The sequence below is a fragment of the Rhodococcus sp. NPDC004095 genome (assembly GCF_053604015.1).
This window is the reverse complement of record NZ_JBSGGS010000005.1, coordinates 272,654-292,421: the sequence shown is the minus strand read 5'-3', so window position 1 is coordinate 292,421 and position 19,768 is coordinate 272,654. Positions and strand designations below refer to the sequence as shown.

The following is a 19,768-nucleotide window of genomic DNA, read 5'->3' as shown; positions in this document are numbered from 1 at the left end:
TCAGGCGAGGCTCCAGTCGACCGGCTTCTCGCCCTGCTCCTCGAGGAGCCGGTTGACGCGGCTGAAGGGCCGCGACCCGAAGAAGCCGCGCGACGCCGACAGCGGCGACGGGTGGGCGGACTCCACGAAAGGGGTGTCACCGAGCATCGGCTTCAGCGTCCCGGCGTCGCGGCCCCACAGGATCGCAACCAGCGGTCGACGCCGACCGCTCGGGTCGGTTCGGGCCACGAGCGCGTGGATGGCCTGCTCGGTGACCTCCTCCCAGCCCTTGCGCCGGTGCGACGCGGCCTGCCCTGGCTGCACGGTCAGCACCCTGTTGAGCAGCAGCACCCCCTGCTGCGCCCACGGTGTGAGGTCGCCGTTCGCCGGCGTCGGCAGCCCGAGATCGGTGCCCAGTTCGGTGAAGATGTTGGTCAGACTCCGTGGCACCGGCCGCACGTCGGGGGCGACGGAGAAGCTCAGCCCCACCGCGTGACCCGGTGTCGGGTACGGGTCCTGGCCGACCACCAGGACCCGGACGTCGTCGAACGGCTGGCTGAACGCGCGCAGCACGTTCTCTCCGGCGGGCAGATAGCCGCGACCGGCGTCGTTCTCCGTGCGCAGGAATTCCCCCATCGCGGCGATCCGGTCGGCGACCGGCGCCAGCGCCTGGGCCCAACCGGGGTCGACCAGCTCGGTGAGCGGGCGGGCGGCCATCAGTCGAGCCTGCGCAGTGCGTCGCGGTAGTACGCCGCGTTCGCGGCGTACATCTTCACGTTCAGCTCCAGGTGACCGGCAGGCACCTCGTAGCCCTCCCGGATCTTCGCGGGCACGCCCAGCGCCATTCGGCGCGGCGGCACCTCGAACTTGAACGGGATCACCGCCCCCGCCCCGACGATCGAACCGGCGCCGATCGTCGACCCGTTCAGGACCACGGATCCGGACGCGATCAGGCACTCGTCTCCGATGGTCGCACCCTCGATGTGGGCGCTGTGACCGACCACACACCCGGCCCCGAGAACGGTCGGTTCCAGTGCGGTGCAGTGGATGACCGTGCCGTCCTGGATGTTGGTCCGCTCACCGATCGTGATCGTCCCGTAGTCGGCGCGCAGAACGGCCTGTGGCCACACCGACGCCCCCGCCCCGAGGGTCACGGCGCCGATCACCACGGCATCGGGATGGACGTAGGCGTCGGGATGGATGTCGGGCTCGCGATCGCCGAGTGCGTAAATGGCCATGGGTGCCACCTAACCATGCGGGGTTCACGCCGGATGACGGTGTCGGATCGGTGCGTACCGCCCACCCGTCAGTCGAAGCTCTGCCAGCCGCCGGGCCCGGTCCACTCACGGCCGCCGACGAGGACCCCCGAACCCTCGCGGACGACTCCGACCCGGCGCCAGCCGTCGGGCAGTGCGGCGCGGCTCGGGAAGGCGGCGAGAAGGGAGTGGTCCTCTCCCCCGGTCAGCACCCAGTGCAGTGCATCCGCGCCGAGCACCTCGGCAGCGGCGTGCAGTGGTGCATCCGGGTCCAACGCGACCGGTTCGAGGTCGATCTGGACGCCCGAGGCGACGCCGAGGTGACCGAGATCGGCGATCAGACCATCGGAGTTGTCCGTCATCGCGGTCGCTCCCGCCCGTGCCGCATCCAGCCCACTCCCGTACGGAGGAGTCGGAACACGATGCGCTGCAACGATTTCCGGAAAACTCTCGTCTCCCGACGACAGCAGCGCCAGACCCGCCGCCGACCACCCCAGCCGACCCGCCACCGCGACCTGGTCCCCGGGCCGCGCCCCTGACCTCAGCACCGCGGCACGGCCCTGAAGGTCGCCGAGCACCGTGATCGAGAGCACCACCTGATCGGACTGCACGGTGTCGCCTCCGACGACACCCGCACCGAGCGCGGACGCCTCCGCCCAGATTCCCTCGGTCAGCGCGTCGACCACCGCGACCGGGGTGTCGGGCGGACATCCGAGCGAGACGAGGAACGCGGTCGGCCACGCACCCATCGACACGATGTCCGCGCCGTTCTGCGCCACCGCCTTGCGGCCGACCTCCGCAGGTGTCGACCAGTCCAGCCGAAAATGCCTGCCCTGCACCAACATGTCCGAGGACACCACGACACGGCCGTCGGCGGCGCGCACCACCGCGGCGTCGTCACCGGGGCCGAGCAGCGTGGTGCGGGGCTGGGCGCGACCGGCCACCGCGCGGTCGATGACGGCGAACTCCCCGATGTCGGCCACGGTGGGTCCGATGTCCGGGTCCCGGGCCGGATCCGGTGTGTCGATGACAGGGCCTTTCGTCGAAATCGGTCGCGGTACCCTGGGAAGGCGGCCGGGAAACGACCCGGCCGCGCATGACAGAGCCAGAGCCACCGCGACTCTACCGAGACCGCGGCGGCGCTGTGCCGGGAAGGGGCCCACCGGTGGCGCAGGCATACATACTGATCCAGACCGAGGTGGGCAAGGCCACAGTGATCGCCGATCAGATCCGGCAGTTGCCGGGGGTGCTGACCGCCGAGGACGTCATCGGCCCGTACGACGTGGTCGTGCGGATCGAGGGACAGGACGGCTCCGGGTTCGCGCCGGTCGTGAAGGGAATCCAGCAGGTCGCCGGGATCACCCGGACCCTCACCTGTGAGGTGGCCGCGAGCGCGTGAGATCGCCGACCCCGAACCCGGACTCAGACACGGCCGCACCCGACTACCGAAACGACAGCACCGACCTCGTGAACGAAGAAGCCCAGAACAGCGAAGAATCCCCCAACAGCACGACCGGCACCGACACGGACGCTCCCGACGCCCGCCGCAGCCCCGCCCTGATCGCCGCGGCGGTCGCACTCCCCGTCGCGCTGGTCGCCGGCATCGTCGCCGCCGCGATCGTGGCGAACCGCAACCCCGCGCTCGATCCGGTCGCGCTCGGTCCGGTCCCCGCGCCTGCCGCCGGGTCCGCCGAATGCACCGCACTGCTCGAGAACCTGCCGGACCAGGTGGGCGACTTCGGTCGCGCCGAGCTCGTCGATCCCGCACCCGAGGGCGCCGCCGCGTGGCAGTCGGCTGACGCGCAGGAGATCGTGCTGCGCTGCGGCCTGGACCGTCCGGCGGAATTCGATGCCGCCAGCGCGCTGCAGGTCGTCGACGACGTGCAGTGGCTGGAGATCCCCGGCGGCGAGGGCGTCGATGCGAGCACCTGGTTCGCGGTCGATCGCGGCGTCTACGTGGCGTTGACCGTCCCGCACGGCCTGGGCCCGACACCGCTGCAGGACGCGTCCGCCGCAGTGTCCGGCGCACTTGAGGCCAAGCCGATCGACCCGGCGCCGGTTGCAGCCCCTGCACCGGAACCGGCCCCTGCCCCGGGATCCTGACCCCTTCGTCGCACCGGAAAGGGCGCCGCCGTCGACAGTTCGACGGCGGCGCCCTTTTCGCATCGTGACGGCAGGCTTCCCGGCGACCGGCCTACCGGTGACCGGCGGTCAGCGCAGGCCGGTGCCGCGCGCGAGAGCGGTGTCCACCAGGGTGGACACGAGCGTCCGGTAGTCGATCCCGGCGGCGTCCCACATGCGCGGGAACATCGAGATCGAGGTGAAGCCCGGCATGGTGTTGATCTCGTTGATGACCGGGCCGTTCTCGGTGACGAAGAAGTCCACCCGGGCGAGGCCCTGGCAGTCGAGCGCCTCGAACGCGCGGACCGCGATCGCCCGGATCTCGTCGCTGACGTCGTCGTCCAGTTTGGCCGGCACGTCGAACTCGCAGATGTCGTCGAGGTACTTGGTGTCGAAGTCGTAGAAGGCGCCCTCGTCCTCGGTGATCTCCGGCATCCGGATCTCCGCGACAACGCTCGCGCGGACGGTGCCGTCCGGGAACTCGAGGACGCCGCACTCCACCTCGCGCCCAACGATCGCGGCCTCGACGATGACCTTCGGGTCGTGGGTGCGGGCGTGGGCGATGGCCGCGTCGAGGCCGTCCCAACTCGTCACCCGGGTGATGCCGATCGAGGATCCGCCGCGGGCGGGCTTGACGAACACCGGCAGGCCCAGCGCCTCACGGTCCTCGGCGGACACGGTGTCGACCCCCGGCCGCAGCACGACCTGGTGCCCGATCGGCAGACCCTCCGCGGCGAGGAGCTTCTTCGTGAATTCCTTGTCCATGCCCGCGGCGCTGGCCAGCACGCCGGGACCGACGTAGGGCAGGCCGGCAAGTTCGAGCAGTCCCTGGATGGTGCCGTCCTCGCCGTACGCGCCGTGCAGGACGGGGAACACCACGTCGACGGACGCGAGGACCTGACCGGCCTGGTCCGCGGCGAGCGCGACCACCGCACCGGAGCGGGTGGGGTCGGCGGTCAGGGTCAGTGCGGCTCCGGACGCGTCGACGGTCGGAAGCGCGCGGCCGTCGATGGTGAGCGCGTCGGCGTCGGTGGACGCGAGCACCCACGCACCGTCCGGGGTGATGCCGATCGGCACCACCTCGTAGACCTCCGGGTCGAGATTGCGCAGCACGCTACCGGCGGAAACGCACGAAACCGAGTGCTCACTGCTCCGGCCACCGAAAACGACAGCGACCCTGGTACGAGGATTGTTCACCCGGAAACCCTACCGTTGTACGGGCACCGCGGACTCACTCGGGTTTGATGCGCCGCCCGAGCAGCATCCCGACCGCCTCCGGCACGGACAGGCCCTCGTGACAGACCTTGTGGACGGCGTCGGTCAGCGGCATCTCGACACCGTGCTGTGCGGCCAGCGCCCGCACGGAGGTGCACGACTTGACGCCCTCGGCCACCTGCCCCTTGGTCGCGGCCTGGGCGCTGGCGAGGGTTCCCCCGTGCCCGAGATGTGCACCGAAGGTCCGGTTCCGCGACAGTGGCGACGAGCAGGTGGCAACCAGGTCGCCGATCCCGGCCAGGCCGGCGAGCGTGGCGGGATTGGCCCCGAGTGCGACGCCGAGTCTGATCATCTCGGCGAGTCCGCGGGTGATGATCGAGGCATTGGTGTTCTCGCCGAATCCGAGTCCTGATGCCATGCCGCAGGCCAGCGCGATGACGTTCTTGCAGGCCCCGCCGATCTCGCAGCCGACCACGTCGACGTTCGTGTACGGACGGAAATAGCCTGTGGCGCAAGCCTTCTGAACGGCGACTGCACGCTCGTGATCCACACAGGCGACGACCGTCGCGGACGGCTGCCCGATCGCGATCTCGCGCGCGAGGTTCGGTCCGGACAGCACCGCGACCCGCTCCGGTGCGACCGCGGCGACCTCGACGATCACCTCGCTCATCCGCATGAGGGTGCCGGACTCGATGCCCTTCGCCAACGACAGCAGCGTCGCGTCCGTCCCGATCGACGGCGCCCATCCCGCGAGGTTCTCGCGCAACGACTGGGACGGGACGGCGAGCACGACGAGGTCCGCCCCGGCGAGCGCCGTCTCGTGGTCGCTGGTCGCGGTCAGCGTCGGGGGCAGCTCGATGCCGTCCAGGTAGTAGGGGTTGGCATGGTCGTTCGTGATCGTCGCGGCCACCTCGGGCCGGCGCGCCCACATCGTCACGTCGGTTCCGGCATCGGCCAGCACCTTCGCGAACGCCGTCCCCCACGATCCCGCACCCAGTACTGCCGCCCTGACCATCTGCCCTCCGACCGTTCGCGCCCCAACTGTTTGGCAGTGACGACAGTAGTACCGGCCCGGCGAATCGGTCCTGCGCACGGAGCACTCGAGTCCACACCGGGCAGGACTGGCAGGATTGGTCACATGAGCGCCGCACCCGCACCCCCGACGGCGGTGCGCGCCCACGTGTTGATCGCGGTCAAGCACCTCGACAGAGCGAAGAGTCGGCTGGCGCCGCGACTGGACGGCGGCCAGCGGGCCACGCTCGTGCTGGCAATGCTGCGCGACACCCTCGCCGCCGCGCGGGCATCGGATGCCGTCGCCGAGGTCACCGTGATCACCCCCGACCCGGTGGTCGCGGCCGCGGCCGAAGCCGCCGGCGCCGCGTGGTTCCCGGACGACGGCGACCACGACCCCGATCGACTGAACCGCATCCTCGATTCGGCCGCACGCGCCCGCGGACACGACCGGGGACCTGTCGTCGCGCTGCAGGGCGACCTGCCGTGCCTGTCCGCCGCCGAACTGTCGGAGGCGGTCGTCGCCGCACGAACGCACCGGCGCGCGGTCGTCGTCGACCACCACGGCACCGGGACCTCCGCACTGATCGCCGCGGTGGCCGCCGACCTGGCACCGCGCTTCGGCTCCGATTCCGCGCGCAAGCACATCGACTCCGGGGCAACGGCTTTGAGCGGCGATTGGCCGGGCCTGCGACTCGACGTCGACACCCCGGCCGACCTCGATGCGGCCGCAGCGGTCGGCCCCGGTCCGGAGACGACGCGAGCGCTACGGTCGATCGGATGGTGGGATTCGTCCCGCTGTCGTTGAGAATTCACCCGAATCCAGGCTCGTCTGATTGTCGCGTGCTCACGATCTGAGGGATGATCGACCGGTGAGCAACGGCGAGGGCGCGGGACACGAGACGGTACAGACGACAACGGTTGACGGCGAGGCAGGCGGGCCGTCGCCGGTCAGCGGACACCTCCCGGTGATCCCGACCGTACCGCCCGCGGCGACTCCCCTGACGGTGGACGGCTCGGGGGTCCCGCTCCCCGCAGACCGCTACCTCAATCGCGAACTGAGTTGGCTCGACTTCAACTCCCGGGTTCTCGCCCTCGCCGAGGACCCGTCACTCCCCCTGCTCGAACGGGCCAAGTTCCTCGCCATCTTCGCCTCGAACCTCGACGAGTTCTACATGGTGCGGGTCGCCGGGCTCAAGCGCCGGGACGAGACCGGACTGTCGGTGCGGTCCGCCGACGGGCTCACGCCACGAGAGCAGTTGGCGCTGATAGGCGAACGCACCCAGGAGATCGCGGAACTGCACGCGCGCACATTCCTCGACCACGTTCTCCCGCAGCTCGCGCACGAGGGAATCTCGATCATCCGGTGGTCCGACCTCGACGAAGAGGAGGCCGCCCGGCTGTCGCAGTACTTCCAGGACCAGGTCTTCCCGGTGCTGACCCCGCTCGCCGTCGACCCGGCGCACCCGTTCCCCTACATCAGTGGACTGAGTCTGAACCTCGCGGTGACGGTGAAGGATTCGTCGACCGGCGGCGAGCACTTCGCGCGCGTGAAGGTGCCCGACAACGTGGACCGGTTCGTGCGGGTCACCCGCAGCGACGCACCGACGGCCATCCCGGCGTTCCTGCCGATGGAGGCGTTGATCGCCGCCCACCTGCACGTGCTGTTCCCCGGGATGGAGATCGTCGAGCACCACGCCTTCCGGATAACCCGCAACGCGGATTTCGAGGTGGAGGAGGATCGCGACGAGGATCTGCTGCAGGCCCTCGAACGCGAACTGGCCCGCCGCCGTTTCGGATCGCCGGTCCGTCTCGAGGTGGCCGACGACATGACCGAGCACATGCTCGATCTGCTGCTGCGTGAACTCGACGTCGATCCCGGTGACGTGATCCAGGTGCCCGGCCTGCTCGACCTGTCGTGCCTGTGGCAGGTGTACGGTGTCGACCGCCCCGGGCTCAAGGACGCCCCGTTCGTGCCCGCCACCCATCCGGCCTTCGGTGAGCGCGAAACGCCCAAGAGCGTCTTTTCCACCCTGCGCGACGGCGATGTCCTGGTGCACCACCCGTACGACTCGTTCTCCACCAGTGTGCAACGGTTCATCGAGCAGGCGGCCGCGGACCCGCAGGTGCTGGCAATCAAGCAAACCCTGTATCGGACCTCCGGCGACTCCCCGATCGTCAACGCACTCATCGACGCCGCCGAGGCAGGCAAGCAGGTGGTGGCGCTGGTGGAGATCAAGGCGCGCTTCGACGAGCAGGCGAACATCAAGTGGGCGCGAAAGCTGGAACAGGCCGGCGTCCACGTAGTCTACGGACTGGTCGGTCTCAAGACGCATTGCAAGACATGCCTCGTCGTTCGCCGCGAGGGTTCGACTATCCGTCGGTACTGCCACATCGGCACCGGCAACTACAACCCGAAGACGGCCCGCCTGTACGAGGACGTGGGCCTGCTCACCGCGGCCCCGGAGATCGGCGCGGACCTGACCGACCTGTTCAACACGCTGACCGGCTACTCCCGAAAAGCCAACTACCGCAATCTCCTCGTCGCCCCCCACGGCGTACGGGCCGGCATCGTGGCGCGGATCCACGGAGAGATCGACCACCAGTTGGCCGGGAGGCCGGCGGGCATCCGACTCAAGGCCAACGCCCTCGTCGACGAACAGGTCATCGACGCGCTCTACCGGGCGTCACAGGCCGGTGTTCCCGTCCAGGTCGTCGTCCGAGGCATCTGCGCACTGCGTCCCGGCGTTCCGGGACTGAGCGAGAACATCGAGGTCCGTTCGATTCTCGGCCGCTTCCTCGAGCACTCTCGGATCATGCACTTCGAGGGGGCGGACGAGTTCTGGATCGGCAGCGCGGACATGATGCACCGCAATCTCGATCGCCGCGTCGAGGTGATGGCACAGGTGAAGGATCCCCGCCTCACCCGCCAGCTCGGCGACATCTTCGACTCCGCACTCGATCCCACGACCCGCTGCTGGGTGCTGCAGTCGGACGGACACTGGGCCGCGTCCCCGGAACGGGGCGAACGCGTCCGCGAGCACCAAGAGGAACTGATGCGCAGTCGGCGGGGCGGCTCGGCGTAGCCGCCGACTGCGACAGGAGGTAGAAGGTGAGCTCGAAGTCGGATCGCCCCAAGTCGACCGCCATCAAGGCCAACATCTTTGCCGCGGGGGCAGTGCTGTGGCGCAAGTCCCCCACCAACCCGTACGAGATCGAGGTCGCGCTGATCCACCGCCCCAAGTACGACGACTGGTCGTTCCCCAAGGGCAAGCTCGATCCCGGTGAGATCCCGGTGGTGGCCGCGGTGCGGGAGGTCGAGGAGGAGACGGGCATGCGGGTCCAGTTGGGCCGGCACGTCACCCGGGTCGCCTACGAGGTGCCCGGGCACCGCAAGCGCAAGCGCGTCGACTACTGGGCGGCGGAGGCACGCGGCGGCGAGTTCGTACCCAACGACGAGGTCGACGAGTTGCGGTGGCTACCGCCCGAAGACCTGCCCGCCGCGCTGTCGTACCCCGTCGACCTCAAGGTGACACGCCGCTTCCTGAAGGTTCCGGCCGATACCACAACGGTTCTGATGGTGCGGCACGCCAAGGCCGGCCGGCGCGGCCGATACAAGGGGGACGACACGTTGCGGCCGCTGGACAAGGTCGGACGCACACAGGCCGAGGCGCTGTCGGTACTGCTGCAGGCCTTCGGGGCGACGGAGATCCACTCGGCGGACCGGACCCGCTGCGTGCAGACCGTCGAACCGCTCGCCCGCCACCTCGGCACCGGCATCACCCTCGAACCGGCGCTGACCGAAGAGGCATACCTCGAGGATCCCTCGGCGGCACAGGCACTGGTCCGCAAGATCGCCGCACTCGGCGGCGTCCAGGTGATCTGCAGTCAGGGCCGGGTGATTCCCGACCTGTTGCAGTGGTGGGCCGATCGAGACGGCGTCACCCTGCCCGCGGCCCGCAATCGCAAGGGCAGCACCTGGGTGCTGTCACTGTCGGGCGGGAGGCTCGTCGATGCCAACCACATCGACAGCGCACTCCCCGAAGCCTGAACCACCGGCCTGTGCGGGCAGGCCCCGTCCCGTGTACACACGAAAACGAGGGTGGCGACGGATTTCTCCGTCGCCACCCTCGTTGGTTCAGACCCGTGTCACCGCTTGCGGGCGGTGGTCTTCTTGGCCGGAGCCTTCTTGGCCGGAGCCTTCTTGGCGGGCGCAGCCTTCTTGGCGACGGTCTTCTTCGCCGGTGCCACCTTCTTGGCCGCGGTGGTCTTCTTGGCCGCGGTCGCCTTGGTGGCGGTGGTCTTCTTGGCCGCGGTGGTCTTCTTCGCCGCGGTCGCCTTGGTGGCGGTGGTCTTCTTCGCCGCGGCGGTCTTCTTCGCCGCGGTCGCCTTGGTGGCGGTGGTCTTCTTCGCCGCGGTGACCTTCTTCGCGGGAGCCGCCTTCTTCGCGACCGTCTTCTTCGCGGGCGCAGCCTTCTTGGCCGCCGCGGTCTTCTTCGCCGCCGCCTTCTTCGCCGGAGCCGCAGCCGCCGAACCACGCTTCACGGCCGGACCGGACGCCGGCAGCTTCTGCTTGCCCGCGATGACGGCCTTGAACTGAGCGCCGGGACGGAACGCCGGAACCGACGTCGGCTTGACCTTGACGGTCTCACCGGTGCGCGGGTTGCGCGCGACGCGAGCCGCGCGACGACGCTGCTCGAAGACACCGAAACCGGTGATGGTGACGTTCTCGCCGGCGTGGACCGCACGGACGATGATGTCGACGATGTGCTCGACCGCATCGGTGGCGCTGCGTCGATCAGACTCCAACCGTTCGGTCAGCTGATCAATGAGCTCTGCTTTGTTCATTGGATGTTCCTCCGCATACCAATGGCCCACTGATGGACCGACTAGCAAACACGTTAAACCGGAATTGGGCAAGAGTCTATGTGCCACGCCAATTCTCATGCCTCTCTCAGCGGCGTGGCTACCCAATTCCGGCTTCCGATGTGCTTAGCGCCCCTACGAGTCGGTGCCCTCAACCCGGGCCGGGAGGGTCACCGGTTTCCATGACGGCCTTGACTTTTCGAACTCGGAAATCGCGTCTACCTGGCGCAATGTCAGCCCGATGTCGTCGAGACCCTCCAGCAGACGCCAGCGCGTGTAGTCGTCAATGGCAAAGGGCACCACCAAAGTTCCGGCGCTCACGGTCCGAGAAGTGAGATCCACGACAATTTCCAGACCGGGCTGCTCTTCGAGCGCTTTCCAGAGCAATTCGACGTCCGACTGCTCGACCTGAGCGGCCAACAGACCGGCCTTGCCGGCGTTGCCGCGGAAGATGTCCGCGAAGCGGGAGGCGATGACGACACGGAAACCGTAGTCCGACAGCGCCCACACCGCGTGCTCGCGGGAGGACCCGGTTCCGAAGTCCGGACCGGCCACCAGAACGGTGCCCTTGTCGTACGGCTCGGTGTTCAGGATGAATCCGGGGTCGGTGCGCCAGGCGGCGAAAAGGCCGTCCTCGAAACCGCTGCGGGTCACGCGCTTTAGGTAGACCGCGGGGATGATCTGGTCGGTGTCGACATTGGAACGTCGCAGCGGGACGCCGATGCCCTTGTGAGTGGTGAAGGCTTCCATCGAAATATCTCCTACTCGTTCCCAGTCTCTAGTCGAGGTCCGCCGGCGCCGACAGCGTTCCGCGGACCGCAGTCGCCGCGGCGACGAGCGGCGAAACCAGGTGGGTCCGACCGCCCTTGCCCTGACGTCCCTCGAAATTCCGGTTGGACGTCGATGCCGAACGCTCACCCGGAGCCAGCTGGTCCGGGTTCATGCCCAGGCACATCGAGCACCCGGCCTGACGCCACTCCGCTCCGGCGGCCGTGAAGATCTCACCGAGACCTTCGTCCTCGGCCTGCGCTCGCACCCGCATCGAGCCCGGCACGATCAGCATCCGCACCCCATCTGCAACCTTGCGGCCCTTCAGGACTCCGGCCACCGCCCGCAGGTCCTCGATCCGGCCGTTGGTGCACGAGCCGACGAAGACGGTGTCGACGGCGACCTCGCGCAGCGGCGTACCCGCTTCGAGACCCATGTAGTCGAGCGCCTTCTCGGCTGCGGCACGGTCGCTCTCGTCGACGATGTCGGCGGGGTTCGGCACCGAGTCGCCCAGCGGGGCACCCTGACCGGGGTTGGTACCCCAGGTGACGAACGGTGTCAGGCTCGCCCCGTCGATGTGCACCTCGGCGTCGAAAACCGCGTCGTCGTCGGTCTTCAGCTGATCCCACGCGGCGACGGCGGCGTCCCAGTCGGCACCGCTCGGGGCGTGCGGGCGACCCTTGATGAATTCGTACGTCGTCTGATCGGGGGCGATCATCCCGGCCCGGGCGCCCGCCTCGATCGACATGTTGCAGATCGTCATTCGGGCTTCCATCGACATCTTGCGGATGGCCTCGCCCCGGTACTCCAGCACGTAGCCCTGACCGCCACCGGTGCCGATCTTGGCGATTACGGCGAGGATCAGGTCCTTGCTCGTGACACCGGGGGCGAGTTCACCGTCGACGGTGATGGCCATCGTCTTGAACGGACGCAGCGACAGCGTCTGCGTCGCCATCACGTGCTCGACCTCGCTGGTGCCGATTCCCATTGCGAGAGCACCGAACGCGCCGTGCGTGGAGGTGTGGCTGTCACCGCAGACGACCGTCGTGCCCGGCTGGGTCAGACCGAGCTGCGGACCGACCACGTGCACGATGCCCTGGTCCAGATCACCCATCGGATGCAGTCGGACGCCGAATTCCTCACAGTTGCGTCGCAACGTGTCGACCTGAAGTCGCGAAACGGGATCGGCGATCGGCTGGTCGATGTCGACGGTGGGGACGTTGTGATCCTCGGTCGCAATCGTCAGGTCCGGGCGCCGAAGCCGGCGTCCCGCCAACCGGAGCCCGTCGAACGCCTGCGGGCTGGTCACCTCGTGCACGAGGTGCAGGTCGATGTAGATCAGGTCGGGCTGACGCGCAGCGCCTTCACCTTCACCGCGGACGACGACGTGGTCATCCCACACCTTCTCCGCCAGAGTGCGCCCTCTGCTGGCCATGTTCTCCACCTCTTCGTGATCGGTCGGCTCGCGGGCTACGGGCTGGCCCGCCGGGATCCGACCTCCATCATCTCTCGGTTCGTGTCGTTGCCACCGTCTCGACCGGATGTCGATCCCGATTCGGATTCGATTGGGATTCTCAGAATGCGAGACGCTAGTATCGATCTATGAGAAAGCATAGCGCCCCTGCGGCTGTCAGCGGGATCGGGGTTCTCGACAAGGCGATGTCGGTTCTCCACTCGGTGGCCGAAGCGCCCTGCAATCTCGGCGAGCTGTGTGCACGAACGGGACTCCCCCGCGCGACCGCGCACCGTCTGGCCGTCGGACTCGAGGTGCACCGACTGCTCGCGCGCGACGCGGACGGACTGTGGCGACCGGGTCCCGGACTGGCGGAGCTGGCACCGACCGCGAACGACAACCTCCTCGAGGCCGCCGCACTCGTGCTGCCCCGACTGCGTGAGATCACCGGCGAGAGCGTTCAGCTCTACCGGCGCGAGGGCGTGCAGCGCGTGTGCGTCGCCGCGATGGAACCGCCCACCGGCCTGCGCGACACGGTCCTCGTCGGCGCCCGCCTGCCCATGACCGCGGGTTCCGGCGCCAAGGTGCTGCTCGCGTGGGCGGACCCCCAGGTGCAGCGAACCGTCCTGCCCGACGCCCTCTTCAGCGAACGGGTCATCGCCGAGGTCCGCAAGCGCGGCTGGGCGCAGAGTGCGGCCGAGCGCGAACCCGGCGTCGCGAGCGTGGCGGCTCCAGTCCGGGACCGCACCGGTGCAGTCGTCGCCGCGATCTCGGTGTCCGGGCCGATCGACCGAATGGGTCGTCGCCCGGGGGCCCGCTGGGCGGCGGATCTGCTTGCGGCCGCGGAAGCCTTGCACAAGCGACTCTGAAATCCGCCGGTCCATCACCGTTTCCTGCGCGGTCCGCTCGTGGCACAGTGCTTGCGAGAACACGTTCCTTCGATCCGAACGGGAGCCGCCGCAGTGGGCACCAACCAGCGGGCGCAGGTCACCATGACCGACGCCGAGATCACCGAATTCGTCGAACGCAGCCGGGTCGCGACGATGGCCACCATCGGGCCGAACGGCGCCCCGCATCTGATCGCCATGTGGTACGCGATCGTCGACGGCGAATTGTGGTTCGAGACAAAGGCGAAGTCGCAGAAGGCCGTCAATCTCCGCCGCGACAACCGCATCACGGTGATGATCGAGGACGGCGAAACCTACGACACCCTCCGCGGGGTCTCCTTCGAGGGCACCGCCGAGATCGTCGACGACCCCGCCGCGCTGTGGGCGGTCGGCGTGAGCATCTGGGAGCGCTACACCGGTCCGTACACCAAGGACGTCGATCCGGCGATCGAGATGATGCTCAACAAGCGCGTTGCGGTCCGGGTGAAGCCGGACCGGGTGCGCTCCTGGGACCACCGCAAGCTCGGGCTGCCGGCAATGCCGCTCGGCGGCAGCACCGCGCAGTACCTGCCGGAGTAGTTCCGGTCGAAAATGGGCGCGACGCGGCGCCCGTACGGCGGTACGGTCACGATGCGACCGACAAACAGGAGGAACGCATCGTGACCGAGTCCGAGAACGAACAAATCAAGCAACAGTTCCGCGAGGCTCTCGACAAGAAGAACCACAAGAACGCGGCGCCGACCACGGCGACCGCCGGTGATTCGAAGATTCATCACACCCACGGGCCCGCCGACCACAAGCGTGAATTCCGCCGCAAGAGCGGCTGATGGACGCGGCGACCCCCACAACGACGAAGGTCCCTCCGGCGTGTGCCGGAGGGACCTTCGCTTTGTAGCCCCGACGGGATTTGAACCCGCGCTACCGCCTTGAGAGGGCGGCGTCCTAGGCCGCTAGACGACGGGGCCAGGACTTGCAGAACAGGCACGCTCTCCGTGGTAGCCCCGACGGGATTTGAACCCGCGCTACCGCCTTGAGAGGGCGGCGTCCTAGGCCGCTAGACGACGGGGCCAGGGAACGTGCCGTACTGCATGGCAACCCGATATTCGACCGCCGCGATGCCTGAGCATCACAGTGAACGTTCACCGGATTTCCGCTGGGGTACCAGGACTCGAACCTAGAATGGCTGAACCAGAATCAGCTGTGTTGCCAATTACACCATACCCCAATGGCTTGTCCCGACGACCTCCGCTGCGCGGCTTCGGCCGTCGTTCGAACCGAGGAGAACAATAGCAAAGCCCACCCGCAATCCTCCAAATCGGCTGGTCAGGGGCCCTAACTGAGCCGCCCGACCAGCCGACGGAGTCACTGGGTGATGGTCGCGCGAGCGGCGCGCAGCCGGCTCAGGGTCGTCTCCCGGCCGAGCAGTTCCATCGACTCGTACAGCGGCGGGCTGATGTGCGAGCCGGTGACCGCGACCCGCACCGGGGCAAACGCCTTGCGCGGCTTGAGCTCCAGCCCCTCGATGAGTGCGACCTTGAGCGACTCCTCCAGGTCGGCCGTCGCCCACGTGGCGAGGCCCTCGAGCGCCGCGATGGTCGCGTCCAGCACCGGTGCGGCGTCGGCACCCAGGTTCTTCGCCGCGGCCGCCGGATCGATCGCGAACTCGCCCTCGGAGACGAACAGGAACTTCAACAGGTCCCAGGCGTCCGAGAGCACCACGATGCGCGTCTGCACGAGGTCGGCGGCCACGTCGAACTGATCGGCGGTCACCGCGTCGACAGGATGGCCGTGCGACGTCAGGTACGCCCGGAGGCGGGCCGAGAAGTCCGCCGCCTCGAGCAGCCGGATGTGCTCGGCGTTGATGGCGTCGGCCTTCTTCTGGTCGAACCGCGCCGGATTCGAGTTGACCTTGCCGATGTCGAAGGCCGCGACCATCTCGTCGAGGGAGAACACATCGCGGTCGTCGGCGATGCTCCAGCCGAGCAGTGCCAGGTAGTTCAGCAGGCCCTCGGGGATGAAGCCCCGATCCCGGTGGATGAACAGATTCGACTCGGGATCACGCTTGGACAGCTTCTTGTTGCCCTGCCCCATCACGAACGGCAGGTGGCCGAACTCCGGAGTGAAATCCGCCACACCGATGCGCTGCAGCGCCTCGTACAGTGCCAGCTGCCGCGGGGTCGAGGACAGCAGGTCCTCGCCGCGCAGCACGTGTGTGATCTTCATCAACGCGTCGTCGACCGGGTTGACGAGCGTGTACAGCGGGATGCCGTTGCCGCGGGTGAGCGCGTAGTCGGGAACCGTGCCCGCCTTGAAGGTGGTCTCCCCCCGAACCAGGTCGACCCAGGTCAGGTCGTGGTCGGGCATGCGAAGGCGCACGACGGGCTTGCGACCCTCGTCGAGGTACGCCTGCCGCTGCTCCGGCGTCAGGTCGCGGTCGAAGTTGTCGTAGCCGAGCTTCGGGTCACGGCGCGCGGCGATGTGCCGAGCCTCGACCTCCTCGGGCGTGGAGAACGACTCGTACGCCTCACCGGCCGCGAGCAATTTCGCGACGACGTCCAGGTGCAGATCGCGGCGCTGGGACTGCCGGTACGGCTCGTACGGGCCGCCGACCTCGGGACCCTCGTCCCAGGTCAGGCCGAGCCAACGCAACGCGTCGAGGATCGCCTGGTACGACTCCTCCGAGTCGCGGGCGGCGTCGGTGTCCTCGATGCGGAAGACGAACTTGCCGCCGTGGTGCCGCGCATAGGCCCAGTTGAACAGGGCGGTGCGGACGAGCCCGACGTGCGGGGTTCCGGTGGGAGACGGACAGAAACGGACGCGCACTTCGCTGGTGGTCATGGCTCACTTGGGTCGAGGAGGACAGGGGTCACTCCCAGGTTAGTCCTCCCCGACGCAAATGCCGCGTGCGTGCCGTCGCCACGGCGAGGGCGGTGATCAGCCCTTCGCGACCACCGGGTTGGTCAACGTTCCGATGCCCTCGACCGTGATGCTCACGCTGTCCCCGGCGACGATCGGACCGACACCCTCGGGCGTCCCGGTCAGGATGACGTCACCGGGCAACAGCGTCATGACCGCCGAGATCCACTCGATGATCTTCGGAATGTCGTGCAGCAGTAGCGAAGTCCGGCTGCGCTGCTTGACCTCGCCGTTCACCTCGGTGCGGATCTCGACATCGGAGGCGTCGAGGTTCGTCTCGATCCACGGGCCGAGCGGACAGAAGGTGTCGTGACCCTTCGCTCGGGTCCACTGACCGTCCTGGCGCTGGTGATCGCGGGCCGAAACGTCGTTGGCGACCGTGTAACCGAGCACCACGTCGAGGGCCTTGGACGCGGGCACTTCCTTGCAGGGCCGGCCGATGACGATCGCGAGCTCGCCCTCGTAGTGGACCTCGTTCGAGCTGGGCGGCAACACGATCGGCGCACCCGGGCCGACGATCGAGGTGTTTGGCTTGATGAAGATGACCGGATCCTCCGGCGCCTCACCGCCCATCTCGGCGGCGTGAGCGGCGTAGTTCTTGCCGATGCAGATCACCTTGCTCGCGAGAATCGGCGCGAGCAGCCGGACATCGGCGAGCGGCCAGCTGCGACCGGTGAACGTCGGAGTCCCGAAGGGATGTTCGGCGATCTCCTTCGCGGTCCGCGCGTCCCCCTCCCCCTCGATCGACACGAAGGCGACCCCGTCCGGGCTGGCAATTCGACCTAGGCGCATGTGCGAATACTAGCGCTGTTTCACATTATGAGAAATGCGTTTCATTCTTTGAGAAGGGCTACGTACCGTGGAGGCATGACCAGCATTCAGGCGCCCCCCGGCCACACCGCCCGGCGCTGGGTCGTCCTCGGGCTCGGCGTCTTCGCCCAGGCGGCCCAGGCCGTCCTGGTCAACGGAACCGCGTTCCTGATCCCGACGCTGCACGACGAGTACGGGCTGAGCCTCGCCCAGGCGGGAACCCTCGCCTCCGCACCGGTGTTCGGCGTGATGCTGACCCTCGTCGCCTGGGGCGCACTCGCCGACCGGTACGGCGAACGCCTCGTCCTGACCGCCGGCCTGGCGCTGGCGGCCGTGGCCACCACCGCTGCGGCCGCCACCTCGCCCACGGCCGCGCTGGCGGTACTGCTGGCACTCGGAGGCGCCGCGAGCGCGGCGGCCAATGCCGCCAGCGGGCGGGTCGTGGTCGGGTGGTTCCCACCGGACCAACGCGGACTCGCCATGGGAATCCGACAGATGTCGATTCCCCTCGGTGTCGCGCTCGCGGCCCTGACGATCCCACTGCTCGCCCGCGACCACGGGATCGGCTGGGCACTCGCCTTCCCCGCGGCGGTGGCCGCGCTCGCGGCTGTGGCGTGCGCCGTCGGGATCGCCGATCCGCCGCGCCCCGAACGCGGTCACGCCGCGCAGCTCGGCCTGCTCGCCAATCCGTACCGGCAGGGCAGCGTCCTGCAACGCATCCACGCCACCTCGGTGTTGCTGGTGGTGCCGCAATACGTGGTGTGGACGTTTGCGCTGGTGTGGCTGGTCACCGATCAGGGGTGGGCCGAGTCTGCCGCAGGCATCGTGATCACCGCGGCACAGTTCCTCGGTGCGGCGGGCCGGGTCGCGGCGGGTGTGTGGTCCGATCGGGTCGGCAGCCGGCTGCGCCCCCTGCGGCTCGTGGCGGTGGCAGTGGTCGCGTCCATGTGCGCACTGGCGGCCGCCGCCGCCACCGGCTCTCCGGTCGCCGTCGTGCTGTTGGTGATCGCGTCGGTGACCACCGTCGCCCCCAACGGCCTGGCCTTCACGGCGGTGGCCGAGATCGCAGGCCCCTACTGGGGTGGACGGGCGCTTGGCGTCCAGAACACGGGCCAGTTCATCGCCGCAGCGGCAGTCGGTCCGGTGTTCGGTGCCGCTGTCGGCGCCATCGGGTTCCCGGCCGCGTTCGCCCTGGCGGCGCTGGTTCCGGCCCTCGCGGTACCCCTCGTCCCCTCCGATGCTTCGACCGAACGGGATCGTTCGGTCGAGTAGACCGGCCGAACGCTCCGTTCACGCGGGCGGACAGGCAGGGCACCCCGACCGACAAGACCGCCCGCGCACCGATCGGTGCGCGGGCGGTGTCGTGTGCTCGTGTGGATCAGAGCGCGGCGGCGATCCGGTCTCCGACCAGTGCCGTGACGATCGGGGCGTCACCGCGCGCGGCGAGATCGGCCTCGACGGCCCGCTCGATGCGAGCGGCGTCGTCCTCGCGGCCGAGGTGACGCAGCAGCAGCGCGACGGACAGGATCGCGGCGGTCGGGTCCGCGATGCCCTGACCGGCGATGTCCGGCGCGGAGCCGTGAACCGGCTCGAACATCGACGGGTTGGTGCCCGAGGCGTCGATGTTGCCGCTCGCGGCCAGACCGATGCCACCGGTGACCGCGCCTGCGAGGTCGGTGATGATGTCGCCGAACAGGTTGTCGGTGACGATCACGTCGAAGCGCGCGGGATCGGTGACCATGTAGATCGTGGCTGCGTCGATGTGGCAGTACGCCGTCTCGACGTCGGGGAACTCGGCGCCGACGGTCTCCACGGCGCGGGTCCAGATCCGGCCCGCGTTCGAGAGCACGTTGGTCTTGTGGATCAGCGTCAGGTGCTTGCGCCGGGTCTGCGCCAGCTCGAAGGCGTAGCGGACGACACGCTCGGCACCGAACCAGGTGTTGACCGACACCTCGGTCGCGACTTCCTGCGGCGTGCCGACGCGGATCGAGCCGCCGTTGCCGGTGTACGGGCCCTCGGTGCCCTCGCGGACGACGACGAAGTCGATGTCCGGGTTGGCCGCCAGCGGCGAGCTCGAGCCCGGGTAGGTGCGGGCCGGGCGCAGGTTCACGTGGTGGTCGAGCAGGAACCGCATGTTCAGCAGCAGGCCCCGCTCGAGGATGCCCGGACCGACGAGGCGCGGGTCACCGATCGCACCGAGCAGGATCGCGTCGTGCCGACGGATCTCCGCGAGCTCCGCCTCGGGCAGCAGCTCGCCGGTCTCGTTGTAGCGCTTGGCACCGAGGTCGTACTCGGTGGTCTCCACGTCGGGCACCAGCTTCCGCAGTACCTTCAGCGCTTCTGCGGTGACCTCGACACCGATGCCGTCACCGGGGATGACCGCAAGCTTCATGGACACACTCTCTTCTCGTAGAACCGACAGCGGGAGAATCCGACGGTGGCCGCGACCGTCGTCGACGATCGCGGCCACCGGGTGGAGATGGGGG

General features: G+C 68.8%; 20 protein-coding genes and 3 tRNA genes. 9 read left to right on the top strand and 14 right to left on the bottom strand.

Annotation, left to right across the window (positions count from 1 at the left end; all coding sequences use genetic code 11):
* The 3 genes from ACWEPG_RS12045 to ACWEPG_RS12035 all read right to left on the bottom strand — a co-directional run bounded on the left by ACWEPG_RS12045 (position 1) and on the right by ACWEPG_RS12035 (position 2,218).
* The gene (locus tag ACWEPG_RS12045) at positions 1–696 is read right to left on the bottom strand and encodes a uracil-DNA glycosylase (protein ID WP_450112212.1); all 696 of its coding nucleotides are present in this window, start codon (positions 694–696) and stop codon (positions 1–3) included.
* The gene (locus ACWEPG_RS12040; protein ID WP_450112211.1) at positions 696–1,217 is read right to left on the bottom strand and encodes a gamma carbonic anhydrase family protein; all 522 of its coding nucleotides are present in this window, start codon (positions 1,215–1,217) and stop codon (positions 696–698) included. The genes ACWEPG_RS12045 and ACWEPG_RS12040 overlap by 1 nt, the downstream gene beginning before the upstream one ends.
* A 68-nt stretch (positions 1,218–1,285) precedes the next feature.
* On the bottom strand, positions 1,286–2,218 hold the full coding sequence (locus ACWEPG_RS12035) for a thiamine-phosphate kinase (protein WP_450112210.1): 933 nt from the start codon (positions 2,216–2,218) through the stop codon (positions 1,286–1,288).
* 182 nt (positions 2,219–2,400) lie between these two features.
* Between ACWEPG_RS12035 and ACWEPG_RS12030 the strand changes: the two genes are divergently transcribed.
* Both ACWEPG_RS12030 and ACWEPG_RS12025 read left to right on the top strand, forming a co-directional pair.
* Positions 2,401–2,634: an Lrp/AsnC ligand binding domain-containing protein gene (locus ACWEPG_RS12030; protein WP_450112209.1), complete on the top strand. Its 234-nt coding sequence runs from the start codon at positions 2,401–2,403 to the stop codon at positions 2,632–2,634.
* A 68-nt stretch (positions 2,635–2,702) separates the two neighbouring features.
* Positions 2,703–3,338 carry a DUF3515 domain-containing protein gene (locus ACWEPG_RS12025; protein ID WP_450112253.1) on the top strand — a complete coding sequence of 212 codons (636 nt, stop codon included), beginning with the start codon at positions 2,703–2,705 and terminating at the stop codon, positions 3,336–3,338.
* Between the two features lie 108 nt (positions 3,339–3,446).
* Here ACWEPG_RS12025 and ACWEPG_RS12020 read toward each other — a convergent pair whose 3' ends face one another.
* Positions 3,447–4,553, bottom strand: a complete 1,107-nt coding sequence (locus ACWEPG_RS12020; protein WP_450112208.1) for a D-alanine--D-alanine ligase family protein — start codon at positions 4,551–4,553, stop codon at positions 3,447–3,449.
* Positions 4,554–4,587: 34 nt separating this feature from the next.
* Positions 4,588–5,586 carry an NAD(P)H-dependent glycerol-3-phosphate dehydrogenase gene (locus ACWEPG_RS12015; RefSeq protein ID WP_450112207.1) on the bottom strand — a complete coding sequence of 333 codons (999 nt, stop codon included), beginning with the start codon at positions 5,584–5,586 and terminating at the stop codon, positions 4,588–4,590.
* A 123-nt stretch (positions 5,587–5,709) separates the two neighbouring features.
* Here ACWEPG_RS12015 and cofC point away from each other — a divergent pair, with 123 nt between their 5' ends.
* The 3 genes from cofC (at position 5,710) to ACWEPG_RS12000 (ending at position 9,633) form a co-directional block, all read left to right on the top strand.
* Complete coding sequence (gene cofC, locus ACWEPG_RS12010) at positions 5,710–6,390, top strand: 2-phospho-L-lactate guanylyltransferase (RefSeq protein ID WP_450112206.1); 681 nt, start codon at positions 5,710–5,712, stop codon at positions 6,388–6,390.
* Between the two features lie 160 nt (positions 6,391–6,550).
* Positions 6,551–8,668: an RNA degradosome polyphosphate kinase gene (locus ACWEPG_RS12005; protein ID WP_452594541.1), complete on the top strand. Its 2,118-nt coding sequence runs from the start codon at positions 6,551–6,553 to the stop codon at positions 8,666–8,668.
* A 26-nt stretch (positions 8,669–8,694) separates the two neighbouring features.
* Positions 8,695–9,633, top strand: coding sequence for an NUDIX hydrolase (locus tag ACWEPG_RS12000; RefSeq protein ID WP_450112205.1), 939 nt, complete (start codon positions 8,695–8,697; stop codon positions 9,631–9,633).
* 98 nt (positions 9,634–9,731) lie between these two features.
* On the opposite strand, the gene ACWEPG_RS11995 is transcribed toward ACWEPG_RS12000, so the two are convergent.
* The 3 genes from ACWEPG_RS11995 to leuC form a co-directional block, all read right to left on the bottom strand.
* Positions 9,732–10,430 (bottom strand): HU family DNA-binding protein, encoded by a 699-nt coding sequence (locus tag ACWEPG_RS11995; RefSeq protein WP_450112204.1) that lies wholly within the window; start codon positions 10,428–10,430, stop codon positions 9,732–9,734.
* 153 nt (positions 10,431–10,583) lie between these two features.
* Complete coding sequence (gene leuD / locus ACWEPG_RS11990; protein ID WP_450112203.1) at positions 10,584–11,198, bottom strand: 3-isopropylmalate dehydratase small subunit; 615 nt, start codon at positions 11,196–11,198, stop codon at positions 10,584–10,586.
* A gap of 28 nt (positions 11,199–11,226) precedes the next feature.
* Positions 11,227–12,660 carry a 3-isopropylmalate dehydratase large subunit gene (gene leuC, locus ACWEPG_RS11985; protein WP_450112202.1) on the bottom strand — a complete coding sequence of 478 codons (1,434 nt, stop codon included), beginning with the start codon at positions 12,658–12,660 and terminating at the stop codon, positions 11,227–11,229.
* A 158-nt stretch (positions 12,661–12,818) separates the two neighbouring features.
* Between leuC and ACWEPG_RS11980 the strand changes: the two genes are divergently transcribed.
* From ACWEPG_RS11980 to ACWEPG_RS11970, 3 genes are all read left to right on the top strand, one after another.
* Positions 12,819–13,538, top strand: coding sequence for an IclR family transcriptional regulator (locus ACWEPG_RS11980; RefSeq protein ID WP_450112201.1), 720 nt, complete (start codon positions 12,819–12,821; stop codon positions 13,536–13,538).
* Between the two features lie 93 nt (positions 13,539–13,631).
* The gene (locus ACWEPG_RS11975) at positions 13,632–14,135 is read left to right on the top strand and encodes a pyridoxamine 5'-phosphate oxidase family protein (protein ID WP_450112200.1); all 504 of its coding nucleotides are present in this window, start codon (positions 13,632–13,634) and stop codon (positions 14,133–14,135) included.
* An 80-nt stretch (positions 14,136–14,215) separates the two neighbouring features.
* Complete coding sequence (locus ACWEPG_RS11970; RefSeq protein WP_450112199.1) at positions 14,216–14,383, top strand: DUF5302 domain-containing protein; 168 nt, start codon at positions 14,216–14,218, stop codon at positions 14,381–14,383.
* Between the two features lie 65 nt (positions 14,384–14,448).
* On the opposite strand, the gene ACWEPG_RS11965 is transcribed toward ACWEPG_RS11970, so the two are convergent.
* The 5 genes from ACWEPG_RS11965 to ACWEPG_RS11945 form a co-directional block, all read right to left on the bottom strand.
* Positions 14,449–14,521 (bottom strand) — tRNA-Glu (locus ACWEPG_RS11965).
* 28 nt (positions 14,522–14,549) lie between these two features.
* A tRNA-Glu gene (locus ACWEPG_RS11960) sits at positions 14,550–14,625 on the bottom strand.
* Positions 14,626–14,709: 84 nt separating this feature from the next.
* Positions 14,710–14,781, bottom strand: a tRNA-Gln gene (locus ACWEPG_RS11955).
* Positions 14,782–14,918: 137 nt separating this feature from the next.
* Positions 14,919–16,394, bottom strand: coding sequence for a glutamate--tRNA ligase (gene gltX / locus ACWEPG_RS11950; RefSeq protein ID WP_450112198.1), 1,476 nt, complete (start codon positions 16,392–16,394; stop codon positions 14,919–14,921).
* Positions 16,395–16,490: 96 nt separating this feature from the next.
* The gene (locus ACWEPG_RS11945; protein ID WP_450112197.1) at positions 16,491–17,264 is read right to left on the bottom strand and encodes a fumarylacetoacetate hydrolase family protein; all 774 of its coding nucleotides are present in this window, start codon (positions 17,262–17,264) and stop codon (positions 16,491–16,493) included.
* A gap of 75 nt (positions 17,265–17,339) precedes the next feature.
* Between ACWEPG_RS11945 and ACWEPG_RS11940 the strand changes: the two genes are divergently transcribed.
* Positions 17,340–18,554 carry an MFS transporter gene (locus ACWEPG_RS11940; protein ID WP_450112196.1) on the top strand — a complete coding sequence of 405 codons (1,215 nt, stop codon included), beginning with the start codon at positions 17,340–17,342 and terminating at the stop codon, positions 18,552–18,554.
* Between the two features lie 106 nt (positions 18,555–18,660).
* On the opposite strand, the gene ACWEPG_RS11935 is transcribed toward ACWEPG_RS11940, so the two are convergent.
* Positions 18,661–19,674, bottom strand: a complete 1,014-nt coding sequence (locus tag ACWEPG_RS11935) for a 3-isopropylmalate dehydrogenase (RefSeq protein WP_450112195.1) — start codon at positions 19,672–19,674, stop codon at positions 18,661–18,663.
* Positions 19,675–19,768 lie beyond the last annotated feature (94 nt).

Bases quoted from the DNA above. Each gene is read 5' to 3' on its own strand.
- ACWEPG_RS12045 (WP_450112212.1), bottom strand. From the start codon at position 696: ATGGCCGCCCGCCCGCTCACCGAGCTGGTCGACCCCGGTTGGGCCCAG.
- ACWEPG_RS12040 (WP_450112211.1), bottom strand. From the start codon at position 1,217: ATGGCCATTTACGCACTCGGCGATCGCGAGCCCGACATCCATCCCGAC.
- ACWEPG_RS12015 (WP_450112207.1), bottom strand. From the start codon at position 5,586: ATGGTCAGGGCGGCAGTACTGGGTGCGGGATCGTGGGGGACGGCGTTC.
- cofC (WP_450112206.1), top strand. From the start codon at position 5,710: ATGAGCGCCGCACCCGCACCCCCGACGGCGGTGCGCGCCCACGTGTTG.
- ACWEPG_RS11995 (WP_450112204.1), bottom strand. From the start codon at position 10,430: ATGAACAAAGCAGAGCTCATTGATCAGCTGACCGAACGGTTGGAGTCT.
- leuD (WP_450112203.1), bottom strand. From the start codon at position 11,198: ATGGAAGCCTTCACCACTCACAAGGGCATCGGCGTCCCGCTGCGACGT.
- ACWEPG_RS11980 (WP_450112201.1), top strand. From the start codon at position 12,819: ATGAGAAAGCATAGCGCCCCTGCGGCTGTCAGCGGGATCGGGGTTCTC.
- gltX (WP_450112198.1), bottom strand. From the start codon at position 16,394: ATGACCACCAGCGAAGTGCGCGTCCGTTTCTGTCCGTCTCCCACCGGA.
- ACWEPG_RS11945 (WP_450112197.1), bottom strand. From the start codon at position 17,264: ATGCGCCTAGGTCGAATTGCCAGCCCGGACGGGGTCGCCTTCGTGTCG.
- ACWEPG_RS11940 (WP_450112196.1), top strand. From the start codon at position 17,340: ATGACCAGCATTCAGGCGCCCCCCGGCCACACCGCCCGGCGCTGGGTC.
- ACWEPG_RS11935 (WP_450112195.1), bottom strand. From the start codon at position 19,674: ATGAAGCTTGCGGTCATCCCCGGTGACGGCATCGGTGTCGAGGTCACC.